Annotated in this window: 25 protein-coding genes and 4 pseudogenes; 7 read left to right on the top strand and 22 right to left on the bottom strand. The window is 45.5% G+C overall.

Annotated elements, in window-relative coordinates; translation table 11 throughout:
- Positions 1–27: 27 nt before the first annotated feature.
- Positions 28–417 (bottom strand): DUF5365 family protein, encoded by a 390-nt coding sequence (locus AXI59_RS00850; RefSeq protein ID WP_061521378.1) that lies wholly within the window; start codon positions 415–417, stop codon positions 28–30.
- A 110-nt stretch (positions 418–527) separates the two neighbouring features.
- On the opposite strand from AXI59_RS00850, the gene AXI59_RS00845 reads away from it, so the two are divergent.
- Complete coding sequence (locus AXI59_RS00845) at positions 528–1,436, top strand: RluA family pseudouridine synthase (protein WP_061521377.1); 909 nt, start codon at positions 528–530, stop codon at positions 1,434–1,436.
- Here AXI59_RS00845 and AXI59_RS00840 read toward each other — a convergent pair.
- Both AXI59_RS00840 and AXI59_RS00835 read right to left on the bottom strand, forming a co-directional pair.
- A complete protein-coding gene (locus tag AXI59_RS00840; protein ID WP_061527115.1) occupies positions 1,433–2,032 on the bottom strand; it encodes a class D sortase in 600 nt (199 codons plus the stop codon). The genes AXI59_RS00845 and AXI59_RS00840 overlap by 4 nt on opposite strands.
- A complete protein-coding gene (locus AXI59_RS00835; protein WP_061527114.1) occupies positions 2,029–5,520 on the bottom strand; it encodes a 5'-nucleotidase C-terminal domain-containing protein in 3,492 nt (1,163 codons plus the stop codon). Before AXI59_RS00835 ends, AXI59_RS00840 begins: the two co-directional genes overlap by 4 nt.
- A gap of 231 nt (positions 5,521–5,751) precedes the next feature.
- Between AXI59_RS00835 and AXI59_RS18955 the strand changes: the two genes are divergently transcribed.
- On the top strand, positions 5,752–6,366 hold the full coding sequence (locus tag AXI59_RS18955) for a spore coat protein (RefSeq protein ID WP_082791694.1): 615 nt from the start codon (positions 5,752–5,754) through the stop codon (positions 6,364–6,366).
- 3 nt (positions 6,367–6,369) lie between these two features.
- On the opposite strand, the pseudogene AXI59_RS00830 reads toward AXI59_RS18955, so the two are convergent.
- A pseudogene (locus tag AXI59_RS00830) lies at positions 6,370–7,269 on the bottom strand (hypothetical protein); the annotation flags it as partial.
- 120 nt (positions 7,270–7,389) lie between these two features.
- Positions 7,390–7,938, bottom strand: a complete 549-nt coding sequence (locus AXI59_RS00825; protein WP_061521738.1) for a YhcN/YlaJ family sporulation lipoprotein — start codon at positions 7,936–7,938, stop codon at positions 7,390–7,392.
- 140 nt (positions 7,939–8,078) lie between these two features.
- On the opposite strand from AXI59_RS00825, the gene AXI59_RS00820 reads away from it, so the two are divergent.
- Complete coding sequence (locus tag AXI59_RS00820) at positions 8,079–8,621, top strand: hypothetical protein (protein ID WP_061527113.1); 543 nt, start codon at positions 8,079–8,081, stop codon at positions 8,619–8,621.
- A 33-nt stretch (positions 8,622–8,654) separates the two neighbouring features.
- On the opposite strand, the gene AXI59_RS00815 is transcribed toward AXI59_RS00820, so the two are convergent.
- Positions 8,655–10,046 (bottom strand): L-cystine transporter, encoded by a 1,392-nt coding sequence (locus AXI59_RS00815; RefSeq protein WP_082791690.1) that lies wholly within the window; start codon positions 10,044–10,046, stop codon positions 8,655–8,657.
- Positions 10,047–10,196: 150 nt separating this feature from the next.
- Here AXI59_RS00815 and AXI59_RS00810 point away from each other — a divergent pair.
- Positions 10,197–11,310 (top strand): annotated as a pseudogene (locus AXI59_RS00810) (diguanylate cyclase).
- Here the strand turns inward: AXI59_RS00810 and AXI59_RS00805 are convergent.
- Positions 11,291–12,130, bottom strand: coding sequence for a MetQ/NlpA family ABC transporter substrate-binding protein (locus AXI59_RS00805; protein ID WP_061527112.1), 840 nt, complete (start codon positions 12,128–12,130; stop codon positions 11,291–11,293). The pseudogene AXI59_RS00810 and the gene AXI59_RS00805 sit on opposite strands and share 20 nt — an antisense overlap.
- Before the next feature lie 339 nt (positions 12,131–12,469).
- Here AXI59_RS00805 and cspB point away from each other — a divergent pair, with 339 nt between their 5' ends.
- Positions 12,470–12,670, top strand: a complete 201-nt coding sequence (gene cspB, locus AXI59_RS00800; protein ID WP_003155376.1) for a cold shock-like protein CspB — start codon at positions 12,470–12,472, stop codon at positions 12,668–12,670.
- Between the two features lie 238 nt (positions 12,671–12,908).
- Here the strand turns inward: cspB and AXI59_RS00795 are convergent.
- From AXI59_RS00795 to AXI59_RS00735, 13 genes and pseudogenes are all read right to left on the bottom strand, one after another.
- Positions 12,909–13,319: pseudogene (locus AXI59_RS00795) on the bottom strand (ATP-binding cassette domain-containing protein); the annotation flags it as partial.
- An 11-nt stretch (positions 13,320–13,330) separates the two neighbouring features.
- A pseudogene (locus AXI59_RS00790) lies at positions 13,331–13,685 on the bottom strand (GntR family transcriptional regulator); the annotation flags it as partial.
- A gap of 2 nt (positions 13,686–13,687) precedes the next feature.
- Entirely contained in the window at positions 13,688–14,455 is a 768-nt protein-coding gene (locus AXI59_RS00785) for a hypothetical protein (RefSeq protein WP_061521731.1), read from the bottom strand.
- Between the two features lie 116 nt (positions 14,456–14,571).
- The gene (locus tag AXI59_RS00780; protein ID WP_061521730.1) at positions 14,572–14,940 is read right to left on the bottom strand and encodes a hypothetical protein; all 369 of its coding nucleotides are present in this window, start codon (positions 14,938–14,940) and stop codon (positions 14,572–14,574) included.
- A gap of 12 nt (positions 14,941–14,952) precedes the next feature.
- The gene (locus AXI59_RS00775; RefSeq protein WP_061527111.1) at positions 14,953–15,483 is read right to left on the bottom strand and encodes an NAD(P)H-dependent oxidoreductase; all 531 of its coding nucleotides are present in this window, start codon (positions 15,481–15,483) and stop codon (positions 14,953–14,955) included.
- 24 nt (positions 15,484–15,507) lie between these two features.
- Positions 15,508–17,049 carry a DHA2 family efflux MFS transporter permease subunit gene (locus tag AXI59_RS00770; protein WP_156476201.1) on the bottom strand — a complete coding sequence of 514 codons (1,542 nt, stop codon included), beginning with the start codon at positions 17,047–17,049 and terminating at the stop codon, positions 15,508–15,510.
- A gap of 94 nt (positions 17,050–17,143) precedes the next feature.
- Positions 17,144–17,809 carry an HlyD family secretion protein gene (locus AXI59_RS00765; RefSeq protein WP_156476194.1) on the bottom strand — a complete coding sequence of 222 codons (666 nt, stop codon included), beginning with the start codon at positions 17,807–17,809 and terminating at the stop codon, positions 17,144–17,146.
- Positions 17,810–17,845: 36 nt separating this feature from the next.
- Positions 17,846–18,310: a MarR family transcriptional regulator gene (locus AXI59_RS00760; protein WP_061521726.1), complete on the bottom strand. Its 465-nt coding sequence runs from the start codon at positions 18,308–18,310 to the stop codon at positions 17,846–17,848.
- Positions 18,311–18,493: 183 nt separating this feature from the next.
- Positions 18,494–19,663, bottom strand: coding sequence for a sporulation protein YhbH (yhbH, locus tag AXI59_RS00755; protein WP_061521725.1), 1,170 nt, complete (start codon positions 19,661–19,663; stop codon positions 18,494–18,496).
- A 188-nt stretch (positions 19,664–19,851) separates the two neighbouring features.
- On the bottom strand, positions 19,852–21,747 hold the full coding sequence (gene prkA, locus AXI59_RS00750) for a serine/threonine protein kinase PrkA (protein WP_061527109.1): 1,896 nt from the start codon (positions 21,745–21,747) through the stop codon (positions 19,852–19,854).
- Positions 21,748–22,106: 359 nt separating this feature from the next.
- Positions 22,107–22,817 carry a hypothetical protein gene (locus AXI59_RS00745; RefSeq protein WP_061527108.1) on the bottom strand — a complete coding sequence of 237 codons (711 nt, stop codon included), beginning with the start codon at positions 22,815–22,817 and terminating at the stop codon, positions 22,107–22,109.
- 10 nt (positions 22,818–22,827) lie between these two features.
- Positions 22,828–23,541: a polymer-forming cytoskeletal protein gene (locus tag AXI59_RS00740; RefSeq protein WP_061521721.1), complete on the bottom strand. Its 714-nt coding sequence runs from the start codon at positions 23,539–23,541 to the stop codon at positions 22,828–22,830.
- Positions 23,538–24,176 (bottom strand): YhbD family protein, encoded by a 639-nt coding sequence (locus tag AXI59_RS00735; RefSeq protein WP_061521720.1) that lies wholly within the window; start codon positions 24,174–24,176, stop codon positions 23,538–23,540. Before AXI59_RS00735 ends, AXI59_RS00740 begins: the two co-directional genes overlap by 4 nt.
- A 150-nt stretch (positions 24,177–24,326) precedes the next feature.
- On the opposite strand from AXI59_RS00735, the gene AXI59_RS20210 reads away from it, so the two are divergent.
- Both AXI59_RS20210 and AXI59_RS20205 read left to right on the top strand, forming a co-directional pair.
- A complete protein-coding gene (locus AXI59_RS20210) occupies positions 24,327–24,743 on the top strand; it encodes an SMR family transporter (RefSeq protein ID WP_240491470.1) in 417 nt (138 codons plus the stop codon).
- A 6-nt stretch (positions 24,744–24,749) separates the two neighbouring features.
- Positions 24,750–25,187 (top strand): EamA family transporter, encoded by a 438-nt coding sequence (locus tag AXI59_RS20205; RefSeq protein WP_240491469.1) that lies wholly within the window; start codon positions 24,750–24,752, stop codon positions 25,185–25,187.
- A gap of 34 nt (positions 25,188–25,221) precedes the next feature.
- Here the strand turns inward: AXI59_RS20205 and trmL are convergent, their stop codons facing one another.
- Both trmL and AXI59_RS00720 read right to left on the bottom strand, forming a co-directional pair.
- Positions 25,222–25,704 carry a tRNA (uridine(34)/cytosine(34)/5-carboxymethylaminomethyluridine(34)-2'-O)-methyltransferase TrmL gene (gene trmL, locus AXI59_RS00725; RefSeq protein ID WP_156476193.1) on the bottom strand — a complete coding sequence of 161 codons (483 nt, stop codon included), beginning with the start codon at positions 25,702–25,704 and terminating at the stop codon, positions 25,222–25,224.
- 36 nt (positions 25,705–25,740) lie between these two features.
- Entirely contained in the window at positions 25,741–26,652 is a 912-nt protein-coding gene (locus AXI59_RS00720) for an amidase domain-containing protein (protein ID WP_061527107.1), read from the bottom strand.
- Between the last annotated feature and the right edge of the window lie 5 nt (positions 26,653–26,657).

Below are 26,657 nucleotides of genomic sequence, written 5' to 3'. Positions count from 1 at the left end.
GAGCCCTATTAAAAGGCTCTTCCACCGTCAGATCAGCTTTCTGTGACCGTAAGCCGCTGATCTTCCGCCTGTCTGAAAATCATCATAGGTAAATGGAAATAACATTCCGCATTCATTCAGCAAAGCACAGTTTTTATTAAACAGCGCCTGTACATCGTACGCTGCACCTTGCTTTGACAAAATGATATGTACCGTTTGCAGACAAGCCATAATTTGAAACGCTTCTTTTAATGTTCCTTGGTAAAGTTGGTTTTGTAAGGACAATACGCCCCTTTTTTTAAAACGCTCAATTTCCAGTTCGGAGAAATAAAGAGGAAAGACATTTTCAAACAGTTCGGAGGAAAGCTCTTTTATCGCGCTTTCTTGTCCATCAGTCGCTGCGTTCACAATTCTCACATCAATCACCTTTCTTGCCATGCGAATATCCTTCAATCTTTATCAAGAATAGCATAGAAAAAATCGCGAAAGCTAAGGTAAGTGTTTCCTGTTGAAACAGCCGCTTTCCGCATGAAAAGGAGCTTCACAAAATGAAACAAAAAGGCCGCGGACTGGAATTACAGGTGACGGAAAAGTACAGCGGACATTGGCTGTTTTCCGTCCTCAAATCAGAATTCCAGGCGTCAAAACCCGTGATAGCAGAATGGATGAAACAAAAAAGCATTCAAGTCAACCGCGAAACACCAAAAAACAATATCATCCTCAAAACCGGCGACCGCTTGTTCATTGATCTTCAGGAAAAAGCAGAATCCTCCATTATTCCGGAGTACGGTGAAGCGGATATTTTATATGAGGACAGCCATTTATTAATCGCAAATAAGCCGGCGGGAATGCCGACTCATCCTAATGAAGAAGGACAGACCGGAACTCTTGCCAATCTCATCGCTTATCATTTCCAAATCAACGGCGAACAGGCGAAGGTCCGCCACGTTCACCGTCTGGATCAGGACACTTCGGGTGCAGTCGTGTTCGCCAAGCACCGCCTTGCTCACGCCATCCTTGACCGCCAGCTGGAAACCAAAACATTAAAACGCACGTATACAGCTGTTGCGGAAGGAAAATTGAAGCCGAAAAAAGGTAAGGTTGATACCCCGATCGGCCGCGACAGATCACATCCGGTCAGACGGCGCGTTTCACCTGGCGGACAAGCGGCCCTGACGCATTATGAAGTGAAGGGCTATCATCCCGGCGCGCGGCTTTCTCTTGCGGAGCTGGAGCTGGAAACAGGAAGAACGCATCAAATCCGCGTCCATATGGCGAGCATCGGCCATCCTTTAGCCGGGGATGAACTGTATGGCGGCAGCCGGACGCTTTTTCACAGGCAGGCGCTGCACGCCAAAAAGGTAAAAGTCGTTCATCCGCTGACCGGAGAAGAAATCATCGCCGAAGCACCGATGCCCGATGATTTGCTGCGCTTTGTCGAGGCTTATTTTTCCTAAGCCGGTTCAGCATAAATAATATATCGCTTCGGCGCATTTCCGATATATGAAAACGGATAGCATGTCGTCAGAATCAGTTCCTCCCGCTCATGCTGAAGGGTTATGACCGACGTATCGCTTTGGCTGACGATTTTTGTATGGCTGATTTTATAAGGAAAGGTCCCGTAAGACAGGATGATAATGAGCTGATCACCTTTTTTCAGCTCCCCCGTCCGGCGGAATACGGTATCCCTGTGGCCTGATAAAACGATTTGCCCGTGTTCGCCCGGGTAATAGCTGTCCTTGTAATGCCCGACACCTTTTGCTAAATCATCTGCGTCAGTCCCTTCCACGATCGGAAGCTCAGCGTTTATTTTAGGAATTTCTAAAATGCCGCTCGCTTTTCCGGTCTCGGGCTGAAACGCTGCTTTGCGCTGTTTTTGGACGGCGCTTTTTTTTGTTTTCCCCTCTGTTCCGCCTGGCGCCGCCGCTTTTTTCGCTTCCTCAAGCGATTGGTTTGTTTTCATATGTGTGTCAATGATTTTCCAGCTTCCGTAACAAGTGATGATGACACCGATGATGATGACCAGAAGAGGAATGTGCTTCATTTTGTTCATTGCATCCGGGTTCTCCTTTTCTTTCTGGAATACCAATACACGCCGGAGCCTGTGATTGCGATACCGATCAGTATGATTTGATAGTGGCCCGCCGAGGTATCAGGGAGCGAATGTCCATCTGGTGTGCCGCTTTCTGTCTGTTCCGCTCCGTTTTCCCTATAGCTGACAGGAGCCGGGCCGGTTTTATTGCCTGAGTGAACTGTATCCCCGGGCTGTTCTTCTGAATTTGGCTGTTCAGGGCTGTCCGGCTTTTCTTCTTGATTCGGCCGCTCTGGCTGGTCGGGTTTCTCTCCGTTATCAGGCTGGCTGCCGCCGTCCGGTTCTTCTCCTTTTCCGGGCGGATTGCTGCCGTCATCAGGTGTTTCAGCGCCTTTCGCTGTCTGAATCCGACCTTCCGCTTGATAAGAAATCGGCGTTTTAAAGCTTTTCACAAAAGCCAGTGTTGCTTCTAAATCCTCCGGCCCAGTTGCCGGATTTTTCCCCAATTTTCCGATGGGGCCGTATTTTGCGCCCGCTGCGGTCGCCATAAAGTTGTTGACGGTTAATGTATAAACGGCTTCAGGCTGTATGTCTGTGCCGTCTGCCATTTTCATATCAACTGCTTTGGCCGTTTTCGGGTCCCACGTATAGGAGAATCCGCTGATGCTGTAATCCGGCCCGAGGGTCGGCGAAATCTGCGCGTTGATAATCTCCCGCAGATCCTTCCCTTTGATTTCAAGCTTCGTTAACACATTTCCGAACGGCTGTATATTGTAAAGGTCTCCCCATGTGATCGGGCCTTTTTTTATGCTGTCCCGGATGCCGCCCCCATTCATAAGCGCAAAATCGGAATTCATCTTTGCCTTCATGCCATCGGCAATAAGGTTGCCAAGCGCCGTGTCTCCGTCATTTGAATAGCCGCCTGTTATATCATGAGCCGCTTCTCCGGCCACTTCGCTGATAATGGGTTTTACTTTCTCTTCATACTTGCTTAAAATGCCCGCCGCGTTCGGATCGGGTTTGATTTTGCTTTGATCGATGTATTCGATTTCAGCTGATTTTTTCACTATGTCCTTTGAATCTTTATTAAGTTCGAGGTCGGCAATCCCGATTGCCTTTCCGTATTCAAACGCCTGCACAATCAGCTTGCCGTTCACTTCCCCATTTACGACTTTGTGATTATGCGCGGCGAAGATAACGTCAATTTCTGAGTCTGTCTCATTGGCGAGCTTTGCTGATTCTCCGGTAATCTTGTCTCCATTTTGTTCAGCAGACATATGGGCGAGCACCGCGATTGCTTTAATTCCTTTTTTCTTCAGCTCGGCCGCCGCTTCATTGACAGCTTTTACTTCGTCTGTAAACGTAATATCTTTAATTCCTTCCGGCATGACCATGCCCGCTGCCGATTTGGTCACTACCCCGATAAAAGCGACCGGAATTCCTGAGACATTTTTGATTTCATAGGAAGGCAGAAATGGCGCTCCTGTTGATTTCAGCTTACAGTTGGCGCAGACGAGGGGGAAATTTTGTCCGTCATAACCGCTTGTCCCCTTTCCGCCGGGATGTTCGCCTCCATTTATGATCCGCAAAAGCTCATCCGTTCCTTCGTCAAATTCGTGGTTGCCGACAGTCCCGACGTCAAAGCCGATGTCTTCCATCATTTCAATTGTCGGTTCATCCTGGAAAAGGGCTGATACGGGAGAGCTCCCGCCGATCATATCGCCGGCATGCACCACAAGTGTATGGTCTTTCTCCGCTTTTGCCTTTTTTATATATGCGGCGGCGTAATCCATCCGGCCGAATGTGCCATCCGGTTTGCCGTCACCGTTAAGGTCATGCCCGTATTGCTGATCGATTTTGCCGTGTAAATCATTCATGCTGATAATCCTTAGCGGAACATTGCCTTCATCGGCTTTCTGGCGCTTTTTGTATCCCGCGTTTTCTGCTTCCTTTTCTGAAGAAAAGAAAATTCTGTGTTCGGCGGTGACTTTTTTCCATTCTTCAGGTGAAACATAAGTGCGGTCGGAAGAATCTCCGACATATCTGGTAAGACCTTTTCCGGTTTCTCTTGCCCGAAATTCAAACGGCATTTCCTTCAGCGGATTTTCTTCGTTCCAAATGCCTTTTTTCTCTTGTATTGCTTTGGCTGCTGCCTGCTGGAATGTCTCATACTCTGTATTGTCTTGAACCGGCCATATAAAATAGGTTGCCGCGTACCCGTTTTTGACCAGCTCCAGATTCACGTTCATCCCTTTTTCCGTTATGATCTGCCCCAGCATCCTTCCGTACGTATCTTTTGCTTCTTGTCCGACTTTGACGGTGATCTGATCACCCGGCGCGAGAATCGTTTTTACATAATCAGACGCTTTTTTTCCGAAATACAGCTGGTTTTCATCAAGCTCATTTTTTGGCGTATGATAGGTTTCCGGTGTGTCCGTGTTGACGAGGCGGATTTTTGAAGTGCCGAGGATCGGTGTCCGGACATTTATCGTGTCGCCGTCAACAATACGATCCACAACCGCTTGATATTCCCCTTCTGCTGATGGCGGCTTTGGCTGTTCATCTAATAAACTGACGTCTTCCGGCTTTCGCGGAAGAAGCTGAAGAGATTGATATTTGCCTAATACACCCGTTATGTTATACCATCTGCCTGTTTGCAGATGCTGTGTGACGTTTGTTTCTTCCATGATTCGGAGGGTTAATGAACGATTGTCCTCATCTGTGATCACGGAATTATAACCGCCTCCGGCCGGAGAACCCGGGAGTGAAGAAAGATATGCTTTTACAGTGACAAGCTGTCCCTCATATATACTGTCTTTGTCTTGTAAGTCTTTTAATATCAGCCGCCTCGGCTCAGGCAGGGGTTTATGTTCGCCGGTGATTTGAATCGAGTCGGGAATGATTTCGGTAAGGCCTTGGTAGACGGCTGTCTTTCCGGACACCACTGCCTCCATGCCTTCTTTTAATTCAGGAAAATTGTTTGCCGATGCGGAGTATATATTGACGCCGCCCGAATCATCCTGTATGAATGTTGACAGCTTTCCTCCGCCGATCGCGGCTTGGTCCGCCGTCACGATCCCTTTGACAGTTACACGCTTATTCCGTTCGGCTCGGGCTTCTTTTATAGGTATCGATGTTTGGGAGGACGGGCTGACTGACAAGGTCTTTATGTCTTTTGCCTCTATTGTTTGAGAAACGTTTGTAAGATTTTCTTGAACGGATATTTTTTTACCGCGCACATTCGGATTGAATTTGTCTTTGTATACGGAAGGGATATGGACGGGGAGTGCTTTTTCAGGTGATATCTCGGTTTTGCCGCCGTCCAGCAGCAGTTTTCCGTCACCAGAGCCGGCTTGTCCGGCATTGCCTTCAGCATTCCCCTCCTTTTTTTGAAGGGCTTCTTCAGCCGTTATCGCTCGTGCAGCCCCAGCATAGAGCAGAACATTCGGTATCACTAAACAGACCGTTAACAGTAAGCAAAACAGACGAATACTGCTTTTTCTTCTCATTCATTTCCCCCCTTGTCTTCTAAAGAATACGTTAGCTTATTTTTTTGAAAATCACATCACTTTATTGTAAAGATTGTTTCTAGTTTCCACAAAATAGTAAAATATCCCTACTCTGCAATTCTTGATGTATAACGAATCGGCTTTCTTCACATCTTAAGTATGATTTGACATGAAGGAGGAAAACGACCAGTGGAACAGCAAAATCAGCAGCAGCCCCCAGTAAATCAAGGAATGCCCGGTTCACCGCAAGTCAATCACGGGGGACATGAGCTATTTGACATGCATGAAGTGCTTGCCGGAACAGTCGGCGTATTGGACCAATTTATGATCCTCAGACAATTTATACAAGACCAAGAGCTTGCCGATATACTTGATCGCCAGTATCAATTTATCCTGACTCAATACAACCTCACGGCAGAATGCTTTAAAACAGGGCAAAAGCCTTCTCAGGAAACCGCGACGTACATGATGAAGGAAAATAACCAAGCGGTCTACGGGATTAAACCGACACAGCCTAAAAAACCGAATCAGTCACTTTCTGATGTAAAGGATCTTGGTATATCCGGCCATATGCTCGGTTTGATCAAATCTCAGGCTTCTTTGTTAACAATGAGTTCGCTTGAAATGACAAACCCGGTAACAAGAAGAGTGCTATCTGCACAAATTCAGCAATATGTTGAAATGGCGTATGAAATTTTCTTATATCAAAATAAACACGGCTATTATCAGGTCCCTCAGCTGAATGCGCAGGATATGCAGACGATGCTCAATTCTTTTGCGCCGGCTCAAGGGCAGCCGCAAATGCCCCCGATCAAAGGAAACACGGGACAGCAGGGCCTTCACTAAAAAGAAAACGGCAGCGGGTAATGACGTATCCAATGCCGTTTTCTTTTTTCCGTATGCTTTTGTGAAATCATGTTCAAACTGTGTCAGGCTTTCTTTCGCCGCTTCCCGGAACCCTTTTTCAAAATTTTGTTCCTCGGCGGTCTTCTTCATAATTTTTAAAACAATTCCTTCTCCGAACGTATCGGTCAAGTCCTTTATCATATAGAAGCTCTGCAAATACACATCTGTTTCATAAGCGGAGCGCGACTTCTGCCAATCCCGGTCTGTCGTTAATTCATCAAACGGCACGACAGAAAATGTAATCGGGTCAATGATTAAATCATAATGCGCGACCCATTCACTCAATCCCTCGTGAAACCAAAGCGGAAACTCGGCCGTATCTGTTCCCATCTGGCGCGTTTTCTGATGAAATGCAAAGTGGGTGTATTCATGGATGATCAATTGCTTATATATAAAAACGGCCATTTCATCCTTTTTTAGAAGCTGGTTTTTTTCTTCAGGCAAAAGCCCGATCATCTGCTCCTGTTCCGAGTAAAACCCGACTACGTTTTTCAGCCCCGAATATTGTTCGATTTTGGATTCATTCGGAAAAAAAACAAGATCAAGCGGTGCTGCGCCCTTATAACCCACTATGATTTGATTGATACGTTTTGCATAGTCCAAGGTGTTTTCGGTCAGCGGCAATAAAGGCTTTTCCTCAGCCGTATAGTAAATGGCTGTATGCCCGAAAGCCTCTTTTTTCATATGTTTTGTCACTTGTTCCTTCGTCGGAACAGAGTGGCTGTCTTGTACTGACAGGATATACATCATGCTTAGTGAAACGGCTGAGCTTACAGCCAGTATGACAAGAACCCCGCACAGGACCAGAGTAAATGCCGCCCGTTTCGCCATGCCGTCACGCAAACAAGCTCCCTCCCCGATCCGGTCAATTTTCAGTCTCATTCTTTACTTTATGCGCGCAAAATGGCAGTCGTGACGGCAGAGCAAATAAAAAAGCCGCATGTGGATGCGGCTTTTCATTCATTATTTATTGGGATTCGGGAATACACGCTGGACCATTTGGCCGAACTCATCAAACAAACCGGAAATCGGATGACCGTTTCTGATTCGTTTTCCGTAACCTTGCATACGTTCCACGAAGTCAGGGTTCGCTGAGACATAAACAGTGCTGACATGCTTATCAGCAGATTTCACTTTATTTGTGATCTTTTGTTTTAAATGGTTGGCGATTGCGCCTTTTTGGCCGTTTGTCAGCACAACAGCGACATAAGCGCTTTTGCCTGAAATGATCACAGTAGCATTTTTAACTTCTTTTAAATCCGTGACCTTATCAGCTGCTTTATCCGCAACTCTCAGGTTACGGTTATCATTGCGGTTGACATTGTGATCGACGTTATTGTTGTTGCGGTTCGTCGTATTCATATTAGTCGCACCGTCATTAGGCGTGTTGCGGTAATTTACATTCTCAGTACGGTTGTGGCGTTTGCCTTCTCCCTGATTCCCCATGCTGCACCCTGCAGTGATAAGCATCGGCAAGAGAAGAGCTGATATGACTGCTTGTTTTTTTATCATGTGAATTCCTCCTTTCTCACTTTACGTATAGGTTTTTCTATTCAGCTCAATTTATGCATGCCGTTTCCCCAAGCCTTTTGGATAAATGCCGGATAGAAGGGAAAGATAACCTTATCAATCGAGTGTAAGGAGGGATTATCATGTTCAGACAAAAAAGAGGAATCAGCCCGACAGCGCTGGTGATCGGATCATCATTGCTTATCGCCGCCTTATCTCCGGAAATCCGCCGTAAAATCAGCGGAATGATGTCAGGCCAAATGCATCGGGAAAATAAAACGGGGATGCAGCCTGCTGAATTCATTAAACAGGCATTCGGCGGTGATACAAGTGAACAGCAGCGCCCGCAGCACCGACAGCACACAGACCGCTCACAGCACAAGCAGGAGGGCTCAATGCAGCCTGCCGAATTCATCAAACAGGCATTCGGCGGTGATTCAGGCGGACAGCAGCATCAGCAGGCTTCTCAAGCCCAGCACAAAACCGCTGATACGTCTCACACGGCTGACAGGACTAAGCAGTCATACAGCGGAAGGAATTCTCACGAACACACGGACCGCAGAAAAGAATCGTCAGTAAAGCCTCATTATACTAAGCCGATTCACTTTGAAGAAAGCGCAGTAAATGTTTTAAATGACAGCACGGTAATGAATATGCTGGAAGATTTAGAACCCGGAACCCATTAAAAAGCGAGTAATCCGTTTGGATTACTCGCTTTTTTAAGCTTCTTCCGCTTCAATAACAATTGACGAATCATTATATACCGCAGTATCAGCCTCTTTAGTCAATTTACTCGTTAACAGCCCCGCGGTCATACTGCCGCTGACATTTAAAGCCGTGCGCCCCATATCAATTAACGGCTCGATTGAAATTAACAAGCCCGCAAGCGCGACCGGCATATTTAATGCGGATAAAACGAGAAGCGCCGCGAATGTTGCTCCGCCGCCTACGCCCGCCACACCGAATGAACTGATCGCCACAATCGCGATGACCGAAACAATAAACGCGGGATCAAACGGATTTTGACCGACTGTCGGCGCAATCATCATCGCCAGCATCGCCGGATAAATTCCGGCACAGCCGTTTTGACCGATCGATAAACCGAATGAACCCGCAAAGTTTGCGATTCCTTCCGGTACGCCCATGCTTTTTTGTGTTTTGATATTAAGCGGCAATGCACCCGCGCTTGAACGGGACGTAAACGCAAATACCATCACCGGGAACGCTTTTTTGACATATGTGAACGGATTTAATCCGCTGAAGGTAATCAACAGCAAATGAATGATAAACATTACAATTAATGCGGCATAGGAAGCGAGGACAAACATCCCCAGTTTCACGATGCTGTCAATGTCGCTTGTCGCAATCGTTTTCGTCATAATCGCCAATACCCCGTAAGGCGTGAGTCTTAAAATCAAAGTGACAACCCGCATAATAATGGCGTAAACCGCATCAACAAGCCCGCTGAATGTTTGAGCATGCTCCGGCTGCTTCCGCTTTACGCCGAGAAAGGCAATTCCGAGAAAGGCGGCAAAAATGACGACTCCGATCGTGGAAGTCGGTCTTGCCCCCGTGAAATCAAGAAACGGATTTCCCGGCAAAAGCTCAACGATTTGCTGAGGAAGCGATTTCGCTGTCATATCCTCAGATTTTTGCTGAAGCTCCTGGCCTCTTGATAATTCAGTGCTCCCCTGGTCGATATGAACGGCCTGAAGATCAAAGGAAAGGGCGGAAATGATCCCTACCGCCGCGGCAACAGCAGTAGTGGCAATTAAAATACCTATAATCAATCCGCTGATCTTTCCGATATTATGAGTGAGCTTCAGCTTCGTAAACGCGCCCAGAATAGAAATAAAGACTAGAGGCATAACGATCATCTGAAGCAATTTGACATAACCGCCGCCGGCAATATTAAACCAATCAGCCGTTTGTGTGACAATATGTGAAGCCGGCCCGTAGATCAATTGAAGCGCAAATCCGAATACAATGCCTAATCCGAGCGCCGTAAACACACGCTTAGAAAAGGAAACATGCTTTTTTTGCATCACATACAGACCCGCTATAAGCAAAAGCATAATGATAACATGTAAAACAACAAATAAATTCTCCAAAACAGGTAAACACTCCCTTGCTCATTATCCTTTAACACTATATTACACGAATTCCGATAGGTCAAGTAAGAATTAACAATATATGTATTCTTTTGATTTTTCTCTTTTCTTTCCACTCTTTCTTTAGTAACTTATATAAGGGTGATTGTTATGCTAAAGGAACTTTTTCTCAATTTGACCATCTTAATCACATTCAACTATCTCTTCACCCTCCTTTTTAAAGAAACGCTTTCGCATAAAGAAGACCGTCCGGTATTTCAATTATTCAAAGGGGCGGCCTGCGGACTTTTAGGGGTCTTTCTGATTGTTTTCGGCTTTTCTTACTCTCATTCGATTATCGATCTGAGAAATATCCCCATTATTATCGCCGCTCTTTACGGAGGCTGGGTGTCTACGGCAGCCGCCTTTGCGATTATCGTCGCAGGCCGTATGCTGATCAGTTTTAACATAAGCGCGATTTATTCCACCGCCGCAGTCGGCGTTATCGCGCTCATCTCGGTGCTTGTTCTCCGAGGAAAAAAACCGGATCGCAAGAAGGCGTTCGTTATGCTGCTTCTATCAAACGTTATTTTTACCATTACTATGCTATTTCTGCCTAAACAGCCTGTCCAGCTCCTCGTTTGTTATTGGCTGATTTCCACTTTGGGCGGGGGGGCTGTGTCTCTACTTAATTAAACACGAGGCGGATGCCCATCTTTTGTTTAAACAATATAAGTTTCAAGCGAATTATGATTTTCTGACGGGAATTTTCAATAAGAGAAAATTCGAGGAGGTATCTCGTCTCCTTTACGATCAAGCAGCCCATTCGGCCTCTTCTCAGCTCGCGCTTTTTTATTTAGATATCGATCATTTTAAACAGATTAATGACCAATACGGCCATTATGAAGGTGATCAGGTGCTGAAAGAACTTGGAGCCCGCCTCAGGCTGGTGATCCGCAGATCTGATCCGTCAGCCCGAATCGGCGGTGAGGAATTTGCCGTGCTTATGCCGAATTGCACACATTCTAAAGGACTGCACTTGGCAGAAGAAATCAGGCAGACGATTGATGAAGAGCCGATCCTGTTAACGAGCGGAGATACGATCCCCGTGACCGTCTCCCTTGGCTTTGCACATTATCCGACAAATACGGAAAATCCGGAAGCCCTGCCTCTGATCGCAGACCGCCTGCTGTACGAAGCCAAAACATCAGGCCGCAACAAAGTGTGCAGCACTAAAAAAAAAAAGAATGAATTCCGAAGGGGATTCATTCTTTCTTTTCGGTGAGGGCGCTGCCCGTCAGAAAAACGGGAATCAGGCTCCCTTGATATTTTTTTTCAATAAACGCGGCGGTATCGTCTGATTGATACAGCGCCAGAATTTTTCTTAACTGCTCGTTATCCCTGTCTTCGCATCTTACGGCGATCAAATGGATATACGCTTCTTTCGTTTGCCCCGATTGGATCAGCGCATCCTTTTCAGCATTGAATCCCGCTTTTTCGGCGTCATGTTTACTCAGAACGGCAGCATCAGCATGTGATACTTCTTTATACGCGTTCGTTTCCATTTCCGTTTTTAACGTTACATGCTTCAGGTTGTCCTTGATCATATCGGCAGAACCCGTCCCGGTAAATCCCTTTTTCAATGTAATAAATTCAGCCTCCTGCATCAGAACGAGCGCCCTGCCGAAGGCCGCCGCTTCATCAGGGACCGCAATGACCGCCCCGTCCGGTATATCCTTCAGTCGCTTATGCTGTTTTGAATAAATTCCAAGCGACGCCGCATATGTCGTTCCTAAAGGGGCCAGCTCCTTTTTTACATTCGGGGACAGGGTCTGAAAATAAGAAAGCGTTTGAAACGCGTTCGCATCAAGCTCTCCGTTGGCAAGAGCCAAATCGGCCTCAGCATAATCTGAAAACGGTATGAAAGAAAGCTTCAGCCCTTCCTTTTCGGCTTTTTTTGCGACAAAATCCCAGATAGATTGATCAGACTCATTAATTCCGATGTTTATCGTGCGATTCTCGGCGGGATAATGGCATGAAGTAAGTAAAATGATCAGAATGAAGAAGAACAGACTGTATAAAAGCCGCTGTTTCAAGATGACCATACTCCCTATCTATTTTTATATAAAGAAGTTGTACCATAATTCGGAATCATTGTAATTTTAACCTTACCCGATTTAAAACAGGGTTGTCAATTTTATTTAGGGGGTTCCGTATCGGCTTTTCCTGTATATAATAGTACGTTTCTTTCATTAAAATCGTTATTTCAAAAAAAAGTTACATTTAGCAGTTGTTTTTTCTCAAGATTACTGGTAGAGTAAAGGTAATTATTTTTGTTCGAACTATCTTTAAGAAGAAAGTTTTGTAAGAGTTTTCGTCTTGGAAGTTTGTTTTAGAGCAAGAATAGTGAATTTAAGCGTAATGTCGCTTTAGGAGGAAATTTCATGTTAGAAGGTAAAGTAAAATGGTTCAACTCTGAAAAAGGATTCGGATTCATCGAAGTAGAAGGTCAAGACGATGTATTCGTTCACTTCTCTGCTATTCAAGGCGAAGGCTTCAAAACTTTAGAAGAAGGCCAATCTGTTTCTTTCGAAATCGTTGAAGGAAACCGCGGACCACAAGCTGCTAACGTAACAAAAGCATAAATTGTTTTAAAACCTGCCGGCGTAAGCCGACAGGTTTTTTTTTCAATTTAAAAAGCTGTTTTGCAAATGCAAAACAGCTTTTTTTATATCAGGTAGCGATATCACGTTTTAAGAACACGCCAAATGCAAGGAGCTGAAAAATAACAAAATAGATGATAAGCATGACGACAGAAAAGGTCATCGTCATCCCCTCAACAGCAGGTGTGCCATTCATATACTGTGATAAATCTGTGTTGGCAACAATTTTCAGCCTGCCCCGGCTGCCTTTTGACAGCTCTTTTATTTTCTGCTCTGTTGAAAGGTTCATTTCCGTTAATAATTCACACGCTTTTTCCAGCTGAAAATCCGGAAATTGAGAATGATAAAATAAGAGCATATCGCCGACGGTAACGCGGCCGGTAAACATGTCATGTTCCGTTAAATAGGCTGTTTGCAAAAGCATGTTCCGGCTTACGGTGCGGTCACCGATTTTTACGGAGCCGGATGTCGGAAACGCAAGACCGGCAAGCATCTTCAGCGTTGTTGATTTGCCGCTTCCGTTCGGCCCTAAAAGGCCGTAGATTTTCCCCGGAGACAATGAGAATGATACGTTTTTGACCGCAAGCTTGCGGCCGTATTTTTTTGTTACATGTTGAAAAGCGAGATTCATCGTTTGTCTTCCTCCGCATATTGTTTGATCCCGTCCAGCATTTCTTCTTTAGATAAACCAAGTTCCGCCATCTCTTGGACAAAACGTTTTAACACGTCTTTTGTAAGCCTGTCTTTCAGCTCCGCCGTCAAATCAGGCCTTTCTTATAAAGGTTCCCTGCCCTCTTCTTGTTTCCACGATCCCCAGCCTTTCCATCTCACTATACGTTCTTTGTATGGTATTTGGATTTACTTTCATCTGCACAGCCATCTCTCTGACTGATGGGAGTTTGTCACCCGGTGAAAGCTCGCTTCGAATCAGCCGATAATACACACGGTCGGCAATTTGTAAATAAATCGGCTTCGATGATTGGAAGTCATGTTCCATCATTACACCTCAACCTTGCGATTAAGCAGGACGGAAGCGAGAATAAGAAACAGCGCGGTCAGCACAATCACCACAAGAATTTCAAGCAGCGATAAATGAACGGCCTTCATCTCTACGGTCCAGCCTATCGGCTTTACGTAATGAAACTCAAAGTCGCTATACACTTTTACCGGCCAGAGCTGACTTCCCATTTCTGTAAAAGGCGTAATGATTTTATTATCTACAAAGGACCATGCTGCTGCGATAACGACGCAAATCACCCAGCGGAGGACGGGGAAATGTTTTAAAGAGTGAAAAACGGTCCAAAATACGGCTACAATCACACACAAATACGCTGAACTGATCAGCATGTAAACATTCAGCAAGCTGATCGTGCCGGCCAATGGAATTTGTTGTTCAAACAGTCCTTTTACAGAAAGCATACGGTACATCCAGATTCCATACCCGGTCAAAGCCAGCTGCGCTATCACCTGATACAGCAAAGAAACTGTCAGTTTGGAAGCCAGTAAATAAAACCCGCCATTCGGATTGTAAAGCCAAAGCTGGTTTTTCCCTTCTTTACGAAGGTGGTAGTACATAAGAAGCGGCGACAGCAGAAATTGAAAAAATCCCATCATCGCGAAGAAACCGAATATGACCAGCGGTGCTTTTTCACGGGCAGCGATGGCGTGTGCTATCAGGGCACAGCAAATCATGCCGCACAGCCATACGGCCAGCCCTATCCATGAAAGCTTCGCATCTTTTTTCAGCAAACCTAAAAACGAATTCATTTTCTTTCTCTCTCCATTCCAGCTCCAGTGTATGAGTACCATAGTACACTAGTTCATCCTCAGAAAAGAATGCAAAAAAAGGCAAATCCGCTTTCACGCAGATTTGCCTTTTTCCGTTATTTCTTTTTGTTTTTTAAGGAGAGCAGCGCATCACGATAGCTGCTATCCTGCATTTTGTCGCTTGTTGGATCGTTTTTCGGCTGCTCCCCGTCAGAAGTTTTAAACTTCTGAAGCGCCTGACGGTAAACATCGTCGGCCATTGTATTCTTTTTCTCTTTAGGAGAATCAGACTTTACAACAACGGGAACATGTTCAGCCGAGCGTTCCACGGCCGGATCATGCTTTTCCGGCTGTTCGGCTGAAGTGCCGATCGCTTCTCTTGTTTCATTTTTTACATTTTGTCCAGCAGAAGTGTTACGGACGTTGAATGTGATAAGAAGTGCAATCACAATGACAGCAGCAATAACCGCTATAATAATGGCCATATAACCCTCTCCTTACTGTCCGGCTGTTAAATTACCTGTGACTTGGCTGACACGTCTGCCAAGCGCGCGGCCTAACTGAAGGCCTTCTTCCGTTATCAGCACATCACTGTCAACCGGGCATGTGACACCTGCGCCGTAGTAAGAGCCGTACAGCGCGTTTTCAGGAACATTGCCCGGCAGACCGACAACAATCATGCCTTGGTGAAACATCGGAGTGATCAGATTGTGCATAGTCATTTCTAATCCGCCGTGCGTTGTCGCCGTCGTACAGAAAACAGCGCCGACTTTATCGATCAGTTCGCCCTCAGCCCACAGATAGCCGAGCTTGTCGATCCACGCTTTTAAGCCTGAACTGATTGTGCCGAAATGTCCAGGGCAGCCCCAGATAATGGCGTCCATCTCTTTCAGCTTGCGGATGTCGGCATGATCGACATGGTCGATCAGAACTTCAGCCGCATCATTTTCTCTTGCACCTTCTGCAATGGCTTCGGCAAGATGTTTTGTGTGTTCGCCTTCACTATCGTACACTACGTAAATTTTCATTCAGGAAACCTCCCAATCACAAGTTTAAGATTCCTTCACTTCTTTAGGGGCCGGAAGCAATGACAGCTCCTCTTTTTTCTTCGCTCTTTGTTTGTCTTTTCTTACGTCACGCAAGAAAAGGCTTAAGACAACGCCGATAACCGCAAAGATCGTCGCCCACATAAACGCATCATTAATTCCCATTACGTTGGAATTAAGTGTAGCCGTTTTGTAGAGATATGAATACACGGTTGTTTTGGCTGCATCAAGGGACATGTTCATGTTAACCATTAAATTCGAAACCGCGCTTTGGAATGACTGCATAAAGCTCGGATCAGCCGTACTTGTTTTATCGGCAATTTGCGCATAATGGAATGTCGTGCGATTCGTGTAAATCGTTGTGATTAAACTTGTTCCGATTGAACCGCTGATTTGGCGGAGCGTGTTGCTCATCGCCGTACCGTGGCTGTTCAAGCGGGCCGGAAGCTGGTTCATCCCGGCTGTCATCACTGGCATCATTAACAATGACATACCGAACGCGCGGATCGCGTAGACAAGCATAATGTGCGTGTAAGGCGTATCAATTGTCAATTTTGTATATTGGAATGTCGTCGCAACCGTAATGACCAGCCCGATAATCGCAAGCGGTCTCGGACCGATTTTGTCAAACAGAATTCCAGAAATCGGCGACATGATCAGCATGACAATCGCGCCCGGCAAGAGCAATAGACCGGATTGAAGCGCCGTAAAGCCGACCAGGTTCTGTAAGTAAATCGGAAGCAGGAACATCCCTGTGTAAAGCGCAACGGTAATAATGACATTTATGACACTGGACAGTGAGAAAATGTCGTATTTAAATACTCTGAAGTCAAGCATCGGTTTGTCTGAGCGCAGCTGCTGAATGACAAATGCCGCAATCGCAATGATACCGACAATAACGGTAGACAGAACGATCGGATCTCCCCAGCCGTCGCTTCCCGCTTCACTGACTCCGTAAAGCAATGAGGCAAATCCGATAATTGAAAGGATCGCACCCAAGCTGTCGAGTTTGATTTTTTGCGGTTCAACCAAGTTCTTAAAGAGGAAAAACGCTACGATAATAACGATTGCCCCGATCGGAACCAGGCCGTAGAACATGATCCGCCATGTGTAATGCTCAATAATCCAGCCGGAAAGAGTCGGTCCGACCGCAGGAGCAAACATCATCGCAAGACCGAAAATCCCCATTCCTTTCCCCCTGCTTTCAGGCGGGAAGATAAGCAGAATGGTTGTCATAACAAGCGGCTGAAGTATACCGCCGCCGACCGCCTGAATTAACCGGCCGATCAGCATGGTTGAGAAGTTAGGCGCGATTCCGCAGACTAACGTTCCCGCTGTAAAACAGAACATGGCGACGAGAAAGAGGCTTCTCTGTCCGAATCGGGTAATTAAGAAGGCCGATAACGGAATCAACACGCCGTTGACCAGCATATACCCGGTCGTCAGCCACTGAATCGTCGATGCACTCACACCGAACTCGGTCATTAAGTGCGGCATCGCCACGTTTAGAAGCGTTTGGTTCAAGATCGCCAGGAATAACCCGGCCATAAGCACAATAAGCAATGTTTTAGGACTTTTTACTTGATTATCTGATTTAGCCACCTAAGACAACCTCCCTTCATGGTTTGATGACTGATCTGTATTATTCAGAGATTTTTACAGATGCGTTCATACCAGGAAGCACCTTGTCAGATGGGTTGCTGAGTGAAATTTTAACAGGAACTTTTTGCGTTACTTTTGTGTAGTTGCCGCTTGAGTTTGAAGACGGCAGCATATCAAATGTAGAGTTTGTCGCATAGCCGATTTCTTCTACTGTTCCGTCAAATGTTGTATTTGGATCGCCGTCAACGACAACGTCTACTTTGTTTCCTACTTCAATGTCTTTAATGTCTGTTTCTTTAATGTTAGCTGTGATGTAAAGGTGTTTCATGTCAATTTCTTGGGCAATTGTTGTACCCGCTTGCACCATTTGGCCGTTTTTCACTTCGTTTTTCACGATTGTTCCGTCCATGATGGCTTTAACGTCAGCTGATTGCTGGCCTTTGATTTTCGCAACAACGTCGTTTTTGCTTACTTCTTTCCCCTCATCAAGGTTCCAGTCTGTTACTTTACCAGCTACTGGAGCTGTGATTGCAGCCATGTCGCCGGCTACTTTTGCTTCATCGGTTTTTACATAGTGCGTGCTTTGATAATAGTAGTAAGCACCTCCGCCTATAATTGCAAGAACAACAATCAAACCGATAATGTTGGTCAGAATTAAACGTCCTCTGTTCATTTTGTTTTCTCCTTTCGTTTCTTCCTCTATCATTTTGTGGAATGATGATAAAAATATGTGGGAATTTTTTTATTTTCCGTTTTTCACTGCACAGCCGTTCGCAAGCTTCGTTAAACTTTCTGCAAGCTTACGCAAGTACTGCAGTTCTGCGGGATTAAGCTGCCTGTAAAGGCCTGCCGCTTTTTCAGCGTACTGAACAGCAGCTTTCTGTAGAAGTTCTTCCCCCTCTTCGGTTAACTGAATCATAACAACACGCCGGTCATCGTGATAGTCGCTCCGAACCATTAAGCGGCGCTTATACAGAATGTCCGTCATTCTGGTTACAGACGCCGGTTTCAGATCCAGCGACAAAGCCAGCCTTGAAAGCGCCGTGCTTCCGCTCTTGTGTATTTTGTACATCAGCAGATATTGAAGGACTGTAATATCAAAAGGCTCAAGAACAGTCTCCAGAATCATCTTTTGCTTTTTATAAATTGATCTGGATGTATCAAACAGCTGTTCAAAACTGAGCAAAGCACGCTCTGATTCAATCACCGTATTTTCACCTCATTCCCTTAATAATAGTTCACAAGATAAAATATTAATAAATGAAATAAGATTTGTAAAGAGAAAAGTTTCATTTTTTACGATCTTTTTTTATGCCTTATTTTTAATAAAAAAAAGCCGTGCAGAGAACCGTTGCTGTACGATTTCTACATGGCTTTCCGGGAAGGGCTGTTAACCGCTTACTCCTATTTCCTCTTTCTTGAAAAAGTTTTTCAGCGCCTGAAAAACGTCTGATTTCTGTTTTAAAATGTAATATTTGAATTTATCGTCCTTGACATTTTTATACGCGGACATAAGCGTGGAATGCCTGTTATATTGGTTGACCTCGCCGTAGCAGAATAAATTCGACTTTTTCATAATGTCGTTGACAAGTTTCACGCACCGCGCGTTGTCTGACGTTAAATTATCACCGTCCGAGAAATGAAACGGATAGATGTTATAGCGGGACGGGTCGTATTTTTCATCAATTAATTCAAGAGACTTTCGGTAAACGGATGAGCAGATGGTTCCGCCGCTTTCCCCTTTGGAGAAGAAATCTTCCTCCGACACGACTTTCGCTTCCGTATGATGGGCGATAAATTCGATATCAACCGTCTCATACTTTGTCCGTAAAAATCGTGTCATCCAAAAAAAGAAGCTTCTCGCCATATATTTTTCCCAGACGCCCATCGAACCGCTTGTATCCATCATTGCTAAAACGACGGCTTTCGACTCCGGCTTAGTTACATCATTCCATGTTTTATATTTCAAATCCTCCGGATAAATCGGATAAAACGACGGTTTTCCGGACATGGCGTTTCGTTTATATGCGGACATCATCGTTCTTTTCTTATCAATATTCCCTGTTAACCCGGTTTTCCGGATGTCATTAAACTCGATATCGGTATTGACGATATTGTCCCTTTCCTTTTGCTGCAGATTCGGCAGTTCTAATTCCTTAAACAGCGCTTCCTCTAAGTCCATTAATGAAATTTCCGCTTCATAATAATCCTCGCCCGCCTGGTCGCCGGCTCCCTGGCCTTTTCCGGCCCCTTGCTTTTTATCCGCGCCGTCCCTGGCGACGACATCGCCGACCTGGCTGTCACCTTCACCTTGGCCCACATGTTTGTTTTTATCATAGTTATAGCGGATCTTATATTCATCAAGCGAACGGATCGGAATCTTCACGACATCTTTTCCGTTGGACATAATAATGCTTTCTTCGGTCACAAGATCTGGCAGATTATTTTTGATGGCTTCCTGCACTTTCTTTTGGTGGCGCTGCTGGTCGTCAAAGCCTTTGCGATGGAGGGACCAGTCTTCCTCTGAAATCAAAAAATTGCCGCTGTCATTGTGGGACATGAATTCCCCTCCTTAACCGTTATGTTCGTTTTACATGTGTATTCCGGCTTGGGCTGGTTTATGAAACAAGTCCGCCGAAAAGATTTATTTTTATCTTATGCCGATCCGCTCCGTCAATTGACAAACAATTGCGAAAAAAAGACAAAGAACCCGTCCGTAAAAGGACGGGTTCTGATGAAACTTAAGCATCAGCGGTTCAGCAGGCTTCCGACATACTTCAGCAATTCATTTGCGCTTGTCGAATTATAGCCGTGTTCATCTATTAAACGGGCCACAACTTCATTGACCTTTTTGAGCTGCTGCTCATCCGGCGTCTTGGTTGAGGTCGTAATTTTCACTACATCCTTTAAATCGGCGAACAGCTTTTTCTGAATCGCTTCACGCAGTCTTTCGTGGGAATTATAGTCGAAGCGTTTTCCTTTTCTCGCATAAGCGGAAATACGGATTAAAATTTCTTCGCGGAACGCTTTTTTCGCGTTTTCTGAAATGCCGATCTGCTCTTCGATCGATCTCATCAGCTTTTCATCAGGATTCATTTCTTCCCCCGTCAGCGGATCACGAAGCTTATTTTTGTTGCAGTAAGCTTCGACATTGTCTAAATAATTGTCCATCAGCGTTTTTGCAGATTCTTCATATGAGTAGACGAACGCCTTTTGCACTTCTTTTTTGGCGATATCATCGTACTCTTTACGGGCCGCAGAAATAAAATTCAAATAACGCTCTTTGTCCTCGCTTGAGATGGACGGATGCTGTTCAAGCCCTTCTTTCAAAGAACGGAGCACGTCGAGCGAATTGATGGACTCCATATTTTTTCTGATAATCGTTGAAGAAATCCGGTTAATGACGTAACGCGGGTCAATTCCGCTCATTCCTTCATCATGATATTCCTTCTTCATATCTTCAAGGTCGACGGAGTTGTATCCTTCAACGCTTTCTCCGTCATACAGCCTCATTTTTTTGACCAAATCGATATCAGACCGCTTCGGCTCCTTCAGACGGCTTAAAATCGAAAACATCGCAGCCACTTTTAATGTATGAGGGGCGATGTGAACGTCAGACACATCACTTTCAGAAATCATTTTTTCATAAATCCGCTCTTCCTCGGACACCTTTAAGTTATACGGGACAGGCATAACGATGATTCTGGAGTGGAGTGCTTCGTTTTTCTTATTTGCAATAAAAGACCGGTACTCCGTTTCGTTTGTATGGGCGATAATCAGTTCGTCGGCTGAGATCAGAGCGAAACGCCCGGCTTTAAAATTTCCTTCCTGCGTGAGCGACAGCAGGTGCCACAGGAATTTTTCATCACATTTCAGCATCTCCTGAAACTCCATCATCCCGCGGTTCGCTTTATTTAATTCGCCGTCAAACCGATAGGCGCGCGGGTCTGATTCTGACCCGTATTCAGCAATTGTTGAGAAATCAATGCTTCCCGTTAAATCGGCGATATCTTGAGATTTCGGATCGGATGGACTGAAGGTTCCGATCCCGGTCCGCTTATCCTCAGAGAAGAAAATACGCTCAACCTTTACTTCCTCAATTCTGCCGCCGTATTCTTCTTCAAGCCGCATGACATTGAGGGGAGAAAGGCTGCCCTCGATTCTGATCCCGTATTCTCTATAGAAGTCGTCGCGCAGATGATGGGGGATGAGATGGAGAGGGTCTTCGTGCATCGGGCAGCCTTTAATGGCATAAACAGCGCCGTTGTCAGTCAGGGAATAGGCTTCAAGTCCTTTTTTCAGCATGGTGACAAGTGTTGATTTCCCGCCGCTGACAGGCCCCATTAACAGCAATATCCGCTTTCTTACGTCAAGCCGCTTGGCAGCCGGGTGAAAATATTCTTCTACGAGCCGTTCCAGCGATTCCTCGAGCCCGAACAGCTCCCGTGAGAAAAAGCTGTATGTTTTTTTATCGTCAGCCTCCTCAATTCCGCTGTCTTTTATCATATTAAATACGCGAGAATGAGCAGACTGCGCGACCAATGGATTTTCTTTTATGATCTCCAAATAATCAGCGAACGTCCCTTCCCATTTGAGACGCTGCTCTTCCTCTCTGTACTTTTCAATTTTCTTTAATATATCCATAAGAACCTCCTCTATCATGGTTAATGCGCTATAAATAAGGTACTTTGATACAATCTATGCGGTGATGTGATGACACATGCTTTTCGTTTCTTAAAAATAAAGAGGTTTCAGCGGTCATTGACAAGGGTCCTACGCACCGTTCATAATAAAGGAAATACAGTTTCATCCAGACTCGGACATCAAATGGAAAAACAAAGAGGAGGAGAAATGATGAAAACGATCATCATGCTGGGGGTCATTCTCACTTTTTTAGTATCCATTTTTACGGCGGGCTATGATAGCAAACCTGAGAAAGAATAACGGCTGAAAAAAGGGTGCTCCGACAGAGAGCACCCTTTTTCATGCAACATAACAATGTTTTATATTTGAATGTGTTCATGAACGCTTGATTGCGGATGGCGTTTGCAGCTCGTTTGATACTCGATTTTACCGATTTTGCAGCCTGGGCCGATTTCCACATGCTTTCCTCTGACGATGTCGGCATTTGTGTTTTCAAGATAAATCGTGTCACCTTCAATCAGTTCCGCTGAAAGTGTGCCTTCTTTTCGTTTGAAAAAACCCGTTTTCTGTTTGACGGCAATAGATGTGCCGCCGATTTCTTTCACCCGGCTTGCGTCATAACGCAAATTGATTTTAACCTCTCCGGCATTTAACAGCCCCGCTACGTCTATGCAGCCGGCGGCAATAAACCGCTCTGTCTCACAATCACCTTTGACCGTAAGACTGCCCTTTACCTCACAATGATCACCTGCTGCATGGCCGGAAATCTCAGCAAGCCCTTTCAGCTTCATCTCCCTGAATTGCAGAGACCCGCCGATTTTCATCGAACCGAACACGGTGATTGCGCCGGCAGACAGATTTCCTTCAACTTCACTTTCTCCGACTATACGAAACCGATTGACGGCAGCATCTCCGAGGAAACGGCCCGTGCCGAAAATCCGGCAGCGTTCACTCTGAAGCCCTTCGCCGACAATACCTTCGCCTTTAATATTTACATAATGATAGGAGCCGCCGGCGGCATGCCCGGCTCCGTACAATTTTAAATTGCTCAGTTTTTTTGTCGTCTCCACCGTAATCCTCCTATATCTTCACGCTTTTCTTTACTGAAGCGGACGGGTCACACGTAAATTCGCCGCTGTATTCCACCGTCTCAATTTGACAACCGGAACCGATTCGCACTGTATTTCCGCGAACTGTTTTTGCTTTCGTATCCGTCAGTTCAATGATGTCTCCCTCAATCAAATCAGCAGTCAATACCGGGGCAGGCATCAGTTTCATCCGCGTGAGCACTCCTTTTCGGCTTGTCACCTGCAAATGGCGGCAGCCGATTTCTCTCACATGGCTCTCTCCGGCTGTCAGTTTGATCTTGACCTGATCAGCATTCAGCAGGCCGCCGATTTTGCATTTTCCTTCAGACCGGAATATCTCCGTCTCACAATCGCCTTCAATAGCCGCTTTGCCGGATATGAAAATATCATCGGCTTTAACAATGCCGCCGAAGGTCGAAAAACCCGCAATATTCAGCCGGTCCGTGCTGACATCCCCTTGAATGGCGCCCGTTCCGTTTATACGGATGGATTCGGCTTCTGCGCCGCCGTGAATTTTCCCTGATCCGCTGATGGTAATGGTTTTAGCCCTTACACTGCCGTCTGCTTTTCCGCTGCCGTTAAACGAAAGTGTCTCACACTCCAAATCGCCGGACACCGTGCCGCTTCCGTTTATTTCAACTGTTTGAAAGGAGCCTCCTTTTGAGCTTCCTGAACCGTTAATGACTAATTTATCCGTTACTTTCATTGATGGTCCTCCTGCATAAACTTCGTTTTTAATTCTTCAGATGCCGCCCTAAGCGCCACCCGTTCGACCACTTTGACAGACTGTTCAAAAAGAATGTGTTCTGCATCTGCGATAAAACAGGTGGTGACGCCGAGCTTTCGCAAAATGACCAGCTCCGTATGAGCCTTCATTTCCGAAGCATCGTATCTTTTCAGCACATCCGCCGCCATTTTTCCTTCATCAAGGCTGATACTGCCTGACTGCAAAAGCCCTTCAATCACATATAAAGACAGCAGGTCACGGGACGTAAATTCCGCGCAGGCTTCACTTTCCCCAGATGCATAGACATGAAGCGCAGCCTTTGAAATCAGTCCTTTTTGAAGCAGCTCTTCCTCCGTCATGCTGACATCCGTCATTTTAGGAGACAGCATATCCCTCATTTCATCAAGAGACAGATTTTCCTTCATCTTTTGTATTTTGGAGATTCGCTTTAAAATATCGTCTCTCGGAAAAAACGTTTCTTGCCCGGTAAATGTTGATTTTCGGATAAACCATTCCTCAGGAATTAAATTTTTCCGTTTCCAGCGATACAACTGTCCGTACGAGATTGACGTTTCTTCAAGCAGTTCTTTTTTAGAAATTAATTGTTCTTCCATAAATCCAGCTCCTTCGATGAAAACATTGTAACATAACACTGTTACGTTGTTAAGCGGAAATTTATAATAACATCTTTTATTGCCTGTTTGATTTCCATCATTTACAATACAGACGTAATGAAGCTTCAGATCATAAGGAGGCGTATCCGCATGACGGTTTTTGCTCTTTGTACGCTGCTGCTTTCTGCTTTCATTCACGCTTCATGGAACTTTTTATCGAAAAAGGCTAACGGCGGTGTGCCGTTCATATGGCTGTTTACGGCAATTGCAGCTGTTGTTTATCTGCCTTTGGCCGTCTGGATCGTGCTCGCGGAAAAGCCGTATATCGGGTTATGGCAAATTGTCTTGATGATCGGAAGCACCCTCGCCCATTTATCCTTTTTTATTGTTTTGCAAAAGGGTTACAAAAAGGGTGATTTGTCCCTCGTATACCCCGTCGCAAGAGGCACGGGTCCATTCCTCACCTGTATTCTTGCGATTGTTTTTTTTCATGAGAAACCGTCTGTCTGGACGATTGCAGGCACTTGTTTCATCGTACTCAGTGTGCTGTTTTTTACCGGCGGATGAAAGAAATTGACAACATCTGAATCTCTCATTCCCATCCTTTACGGTTTAGCAACCGGCGTCATCATTTCAGGCTATACGCTGTTAGATAAGGGCGCCGTCAGCACATGGCTCGTGCCTCCGCTGCTGCTGGATTTCTGCAATACAGTCGGACGGCTCGTCATCTTGACCCCTTTTGCGATAAAAAATTGGAGCGAAGTGCGGTACGAGTGGAAAACACATAAAAAAGAGGCGGCGGGTGTGGGTATATGTAATTCATTGGCTTACATTCTGGCGCTGTCCGTTATGGCTTCCGCCCCTGTCAGCAGCGTCGCGCCGATTAGAGAAATCAGCATTCTCATCGGCACGATCATGGGCACGGTATTCCTGTCTGAGGGATTCGGCAAACAGCGGATCGCCGCGGCGGCAGTGATGGTGATAGGCGTAGTGTCCGTCGCACTTGGATAAAAAAATCCGCCCATCTTTTATGAGCGGATTTTTCTTATATCAAATCTCTGTAATTTTGCTGGCGCAGCGCCTCATATACGAGAATCGCAGCAGTATTGGACAGGTTTAATGATCTCACATGCTCCGTCATCGGAAGACGCAGGCAGCGGTCCATATTGTTTTCAATCAATTCCTTCGGCAATCCGCTTGTTTCTTTTCCGAATACGAAGAAAAAGTCCTCCTCCGTATTTGTGTAATCAAACGACGTGTGCGGTTTTTGACCGAATTTCGTGATGAAGAAAAACTGTCCTTTTTTGTAAGCCTCAAATAATTCCTCCAATGAATCATGATAAACGACGTTGACGAACTCCCAATAATCGAGTCCGGCGCGCTTCAGCATTTTATCATCGGTTGAAAATCCGAGCGGGCGGATCAAATGAAGCGTTGTATCTGTTGCCGCACAAGTCCGTGCGATATTTCCCGTATTGGCCGGGATTTCGGGTTGATATAAAACGACATGTAATGCCACGATGTTCACCTCTGTTTTTTATTCCGCCCACCATTATATCATTAATTACTCTTTTGTCGTATCATCCGTAATATGAAAAAATGCATATCTGATGGATGGGGTATAAGCCGTCGAATCCTCATATGACCAATATCTCATCCTGCTGTCATATGACTGGGCGTTGACAAGCGGCATGTTGCTTTTATCTTTCGCGACGACAATCGTCGTGTGATTAAAGCGGCCGTCCCCTTCAAAATCATAACAAATGACATCTCCCGGCATGAGCTCCTCCGCGCTTGATACCTGCACCGCACGGAGTCCGGCTTTAGATTGAGCCAAATACCGCTTCATGGAATGCGCGACCGTCCAGCTGTAGCTCCATGAGCTTTCCTTCATCCACCAGCCCGAGCCTCGGTTCGGATGGCCCCGCATCGGCGATTTTCCCGCATGAAGGCATTGTGAAATAAAATTCGTGCAGTTGTCGCTGAAATTTTTATAGCTTGGATTTCTTTTGTTCCAGAATTTCTCAGCATATTGCACAGCGGCTAAACGGTCGTATTGAAATGCTCTGCCGAAATCCTCACGTTCATTCCTCTCATACTCTATCACACTGTTCCCATCAGAAAATCCGGCCGGTTTTTTCTTTACCTCCTGATCCTTTATCAGCATTTGATCATAGAGAAAAGCTGTTCGTTCCTCAATCTGTTCTTCTAAATAAAGGCCTCCGTCCAGCTCCTTGCACAGATATTCAAAGTGAATCGTATACATTACGCATAACGTTCCGTCATCTTCCAGCCTGCTGTTTACAATCACCGCTCTCGCCTTTGCTTTGACGATTTCAACCTTCCGTTTTTCAAACAGCTCTTTTTTCCGAATCATGACATTAAGATCGCCGGCCTGCCCTTCCTGCCTCATGTCGGTTCCGTTTACCAAATAATGAAGCCGGGCCTCCGCCAATTCTTCTATAATGTGCTTCAAGCGCT

The organism is Bacillus nakamurai (genome assembly GCF_001584325.1).
In the GTDB taxonomy this organism is placed as follows: Bacteria; Bacillota; Bacilli; order Bacillales; family Bacillaceae; genus Bacillus; species Bacillus nakamurai.
The sequence above is the reverse complement of the archived record's forward strand: the minus strand, read 5'-3'. Positions and strand labels throughout refer to the sequence as shown.

Coding starts and splice junctions, on each gene's coding strand:
- AXI59_RS00770 (WP_156476201.1), bottom strand. CDS start 17,049: ATGGCCGGGTTATTCCTGGCGATCTTGAACCAAACGCTTCTAAACGTG.
- AXI59_RS00805 (WP_061527112.1), bottom strand. CDS start 12,130: ATGGTCATCTTGAAACAGCGGCTTTTATACAGTCTGTTCTTCTTCATT.
- cspB (WP_003155376.1), top strand. CDS start 12,470: ATGTTAGAAGGTAAAGTAAAATGGTTCAACTCTGAAAAAGGATTCGGA.
- AXI59_RS00775 (WP_061527111.1), bottom strand. CDS start 15,483: ATGAAAATTTACGTAGTGTACGATAGTGAAGGCGAACACACAAAACAT.
- AXI59_RS00825 (WP_061521738.1), bottom strand. CDS start 7,938: ATGATAAAAAAACAAGCAGTCATATCAGCTCTTCTCTTGCCGATGCTT.
- AXI59_RS18955 (WP_082791694.1), top strand. CDS start 5,752: ATGCCCGGTTCACCGCAAGTCAATCACGGGGGACATGAGCTATTTGAC.
- AXI59_RS00840 (WP_061527115.1), bottom strand. CDS start 2,032: ATGAACAAAATGAAGCACATTCCTCTTCTGGTCATCATCATCGGTGTC.
- AXI59_RS00835 (WP_061527114.1), bottom strand. CDS start 5,520: ATGAGAAGAAAAAGCAGTATTCGTCTGTTTTGCTTACTGTTAACGGTC.
- yhbH (WP_061521725.1), bottom strand. CDS start 19,663: ATGTCCCACAATGACAGCGGCAATTTTTTGATTTCAGAGGAAGACTGG.
- prkA (WP_061527109.1), bottom strand. CDS start 21,747: ATGGATATATTAAAGAAAATTGAAAAGTACAGAGAGGAAGAGCAGCGT.
- AXI59_RS00735 (WP_061521720.1), bottom strand. CDS start 24,176: ATGGAAGAACAATTAATTTCTAAAAAAGAACTGCTTGAAGAAACGTCA.
- AXI59_RS20210 (WP_240491470.1), top strand. CDS start 24,327: ATGACGGTTTTTGCTCTTTGTACGCTGCTGCTTTCTGCTTTCATTCAC.
- AXI59_RS00820 (WP_061527113.1), top strand. CDS start 8,079: ATGTTCAGACAAAAAAGAGGAATCAGCCCGACAGCGCTGGTGATCGGA.
- AXI59_RS00845 (WP_061521377.1), top strand. CDS start 528: ATGAAACAAAAAGGCCGCGGACTGGAATTACAGGTGACGGAAAAGTAC.
- AXI59_RS00850 (WP_061521378.1), bottom strand. CDS start 417: ATGGCAAGAAAGGTGATTGATGTGAGAATTGTGAACGCAGCGACTGAT.
- AXI59_RS00780 (WP_061521730.1), bottom strand. CDS start 14,940: ATGGCCATTATTATAGCGGTTATTGCTGCTGTCATTGTGATTGCACTT.
- AXI59_RS00740 (WP_061521721.1), bottom strand. CDS start 23,541: ATGAAAGTAACGGATAAATTAGTCATTAACGGTTCAGGAAGCTCAAAA.
- AXI59_RS00785 (WP_061521731.1), bottom strand. CDS start 14,455: ATGAATTCGTTTTTAGGTTTGCTGAAAAAAGATGCGAAGCTTTCATGG.
- AXI59_RS00765 (WP_156476194.1), bottom strand. CDS start 17,809: ATGATAGAGGAAGAAACGAAAGGAGAAAACAAAATGAACAGAGGACGT.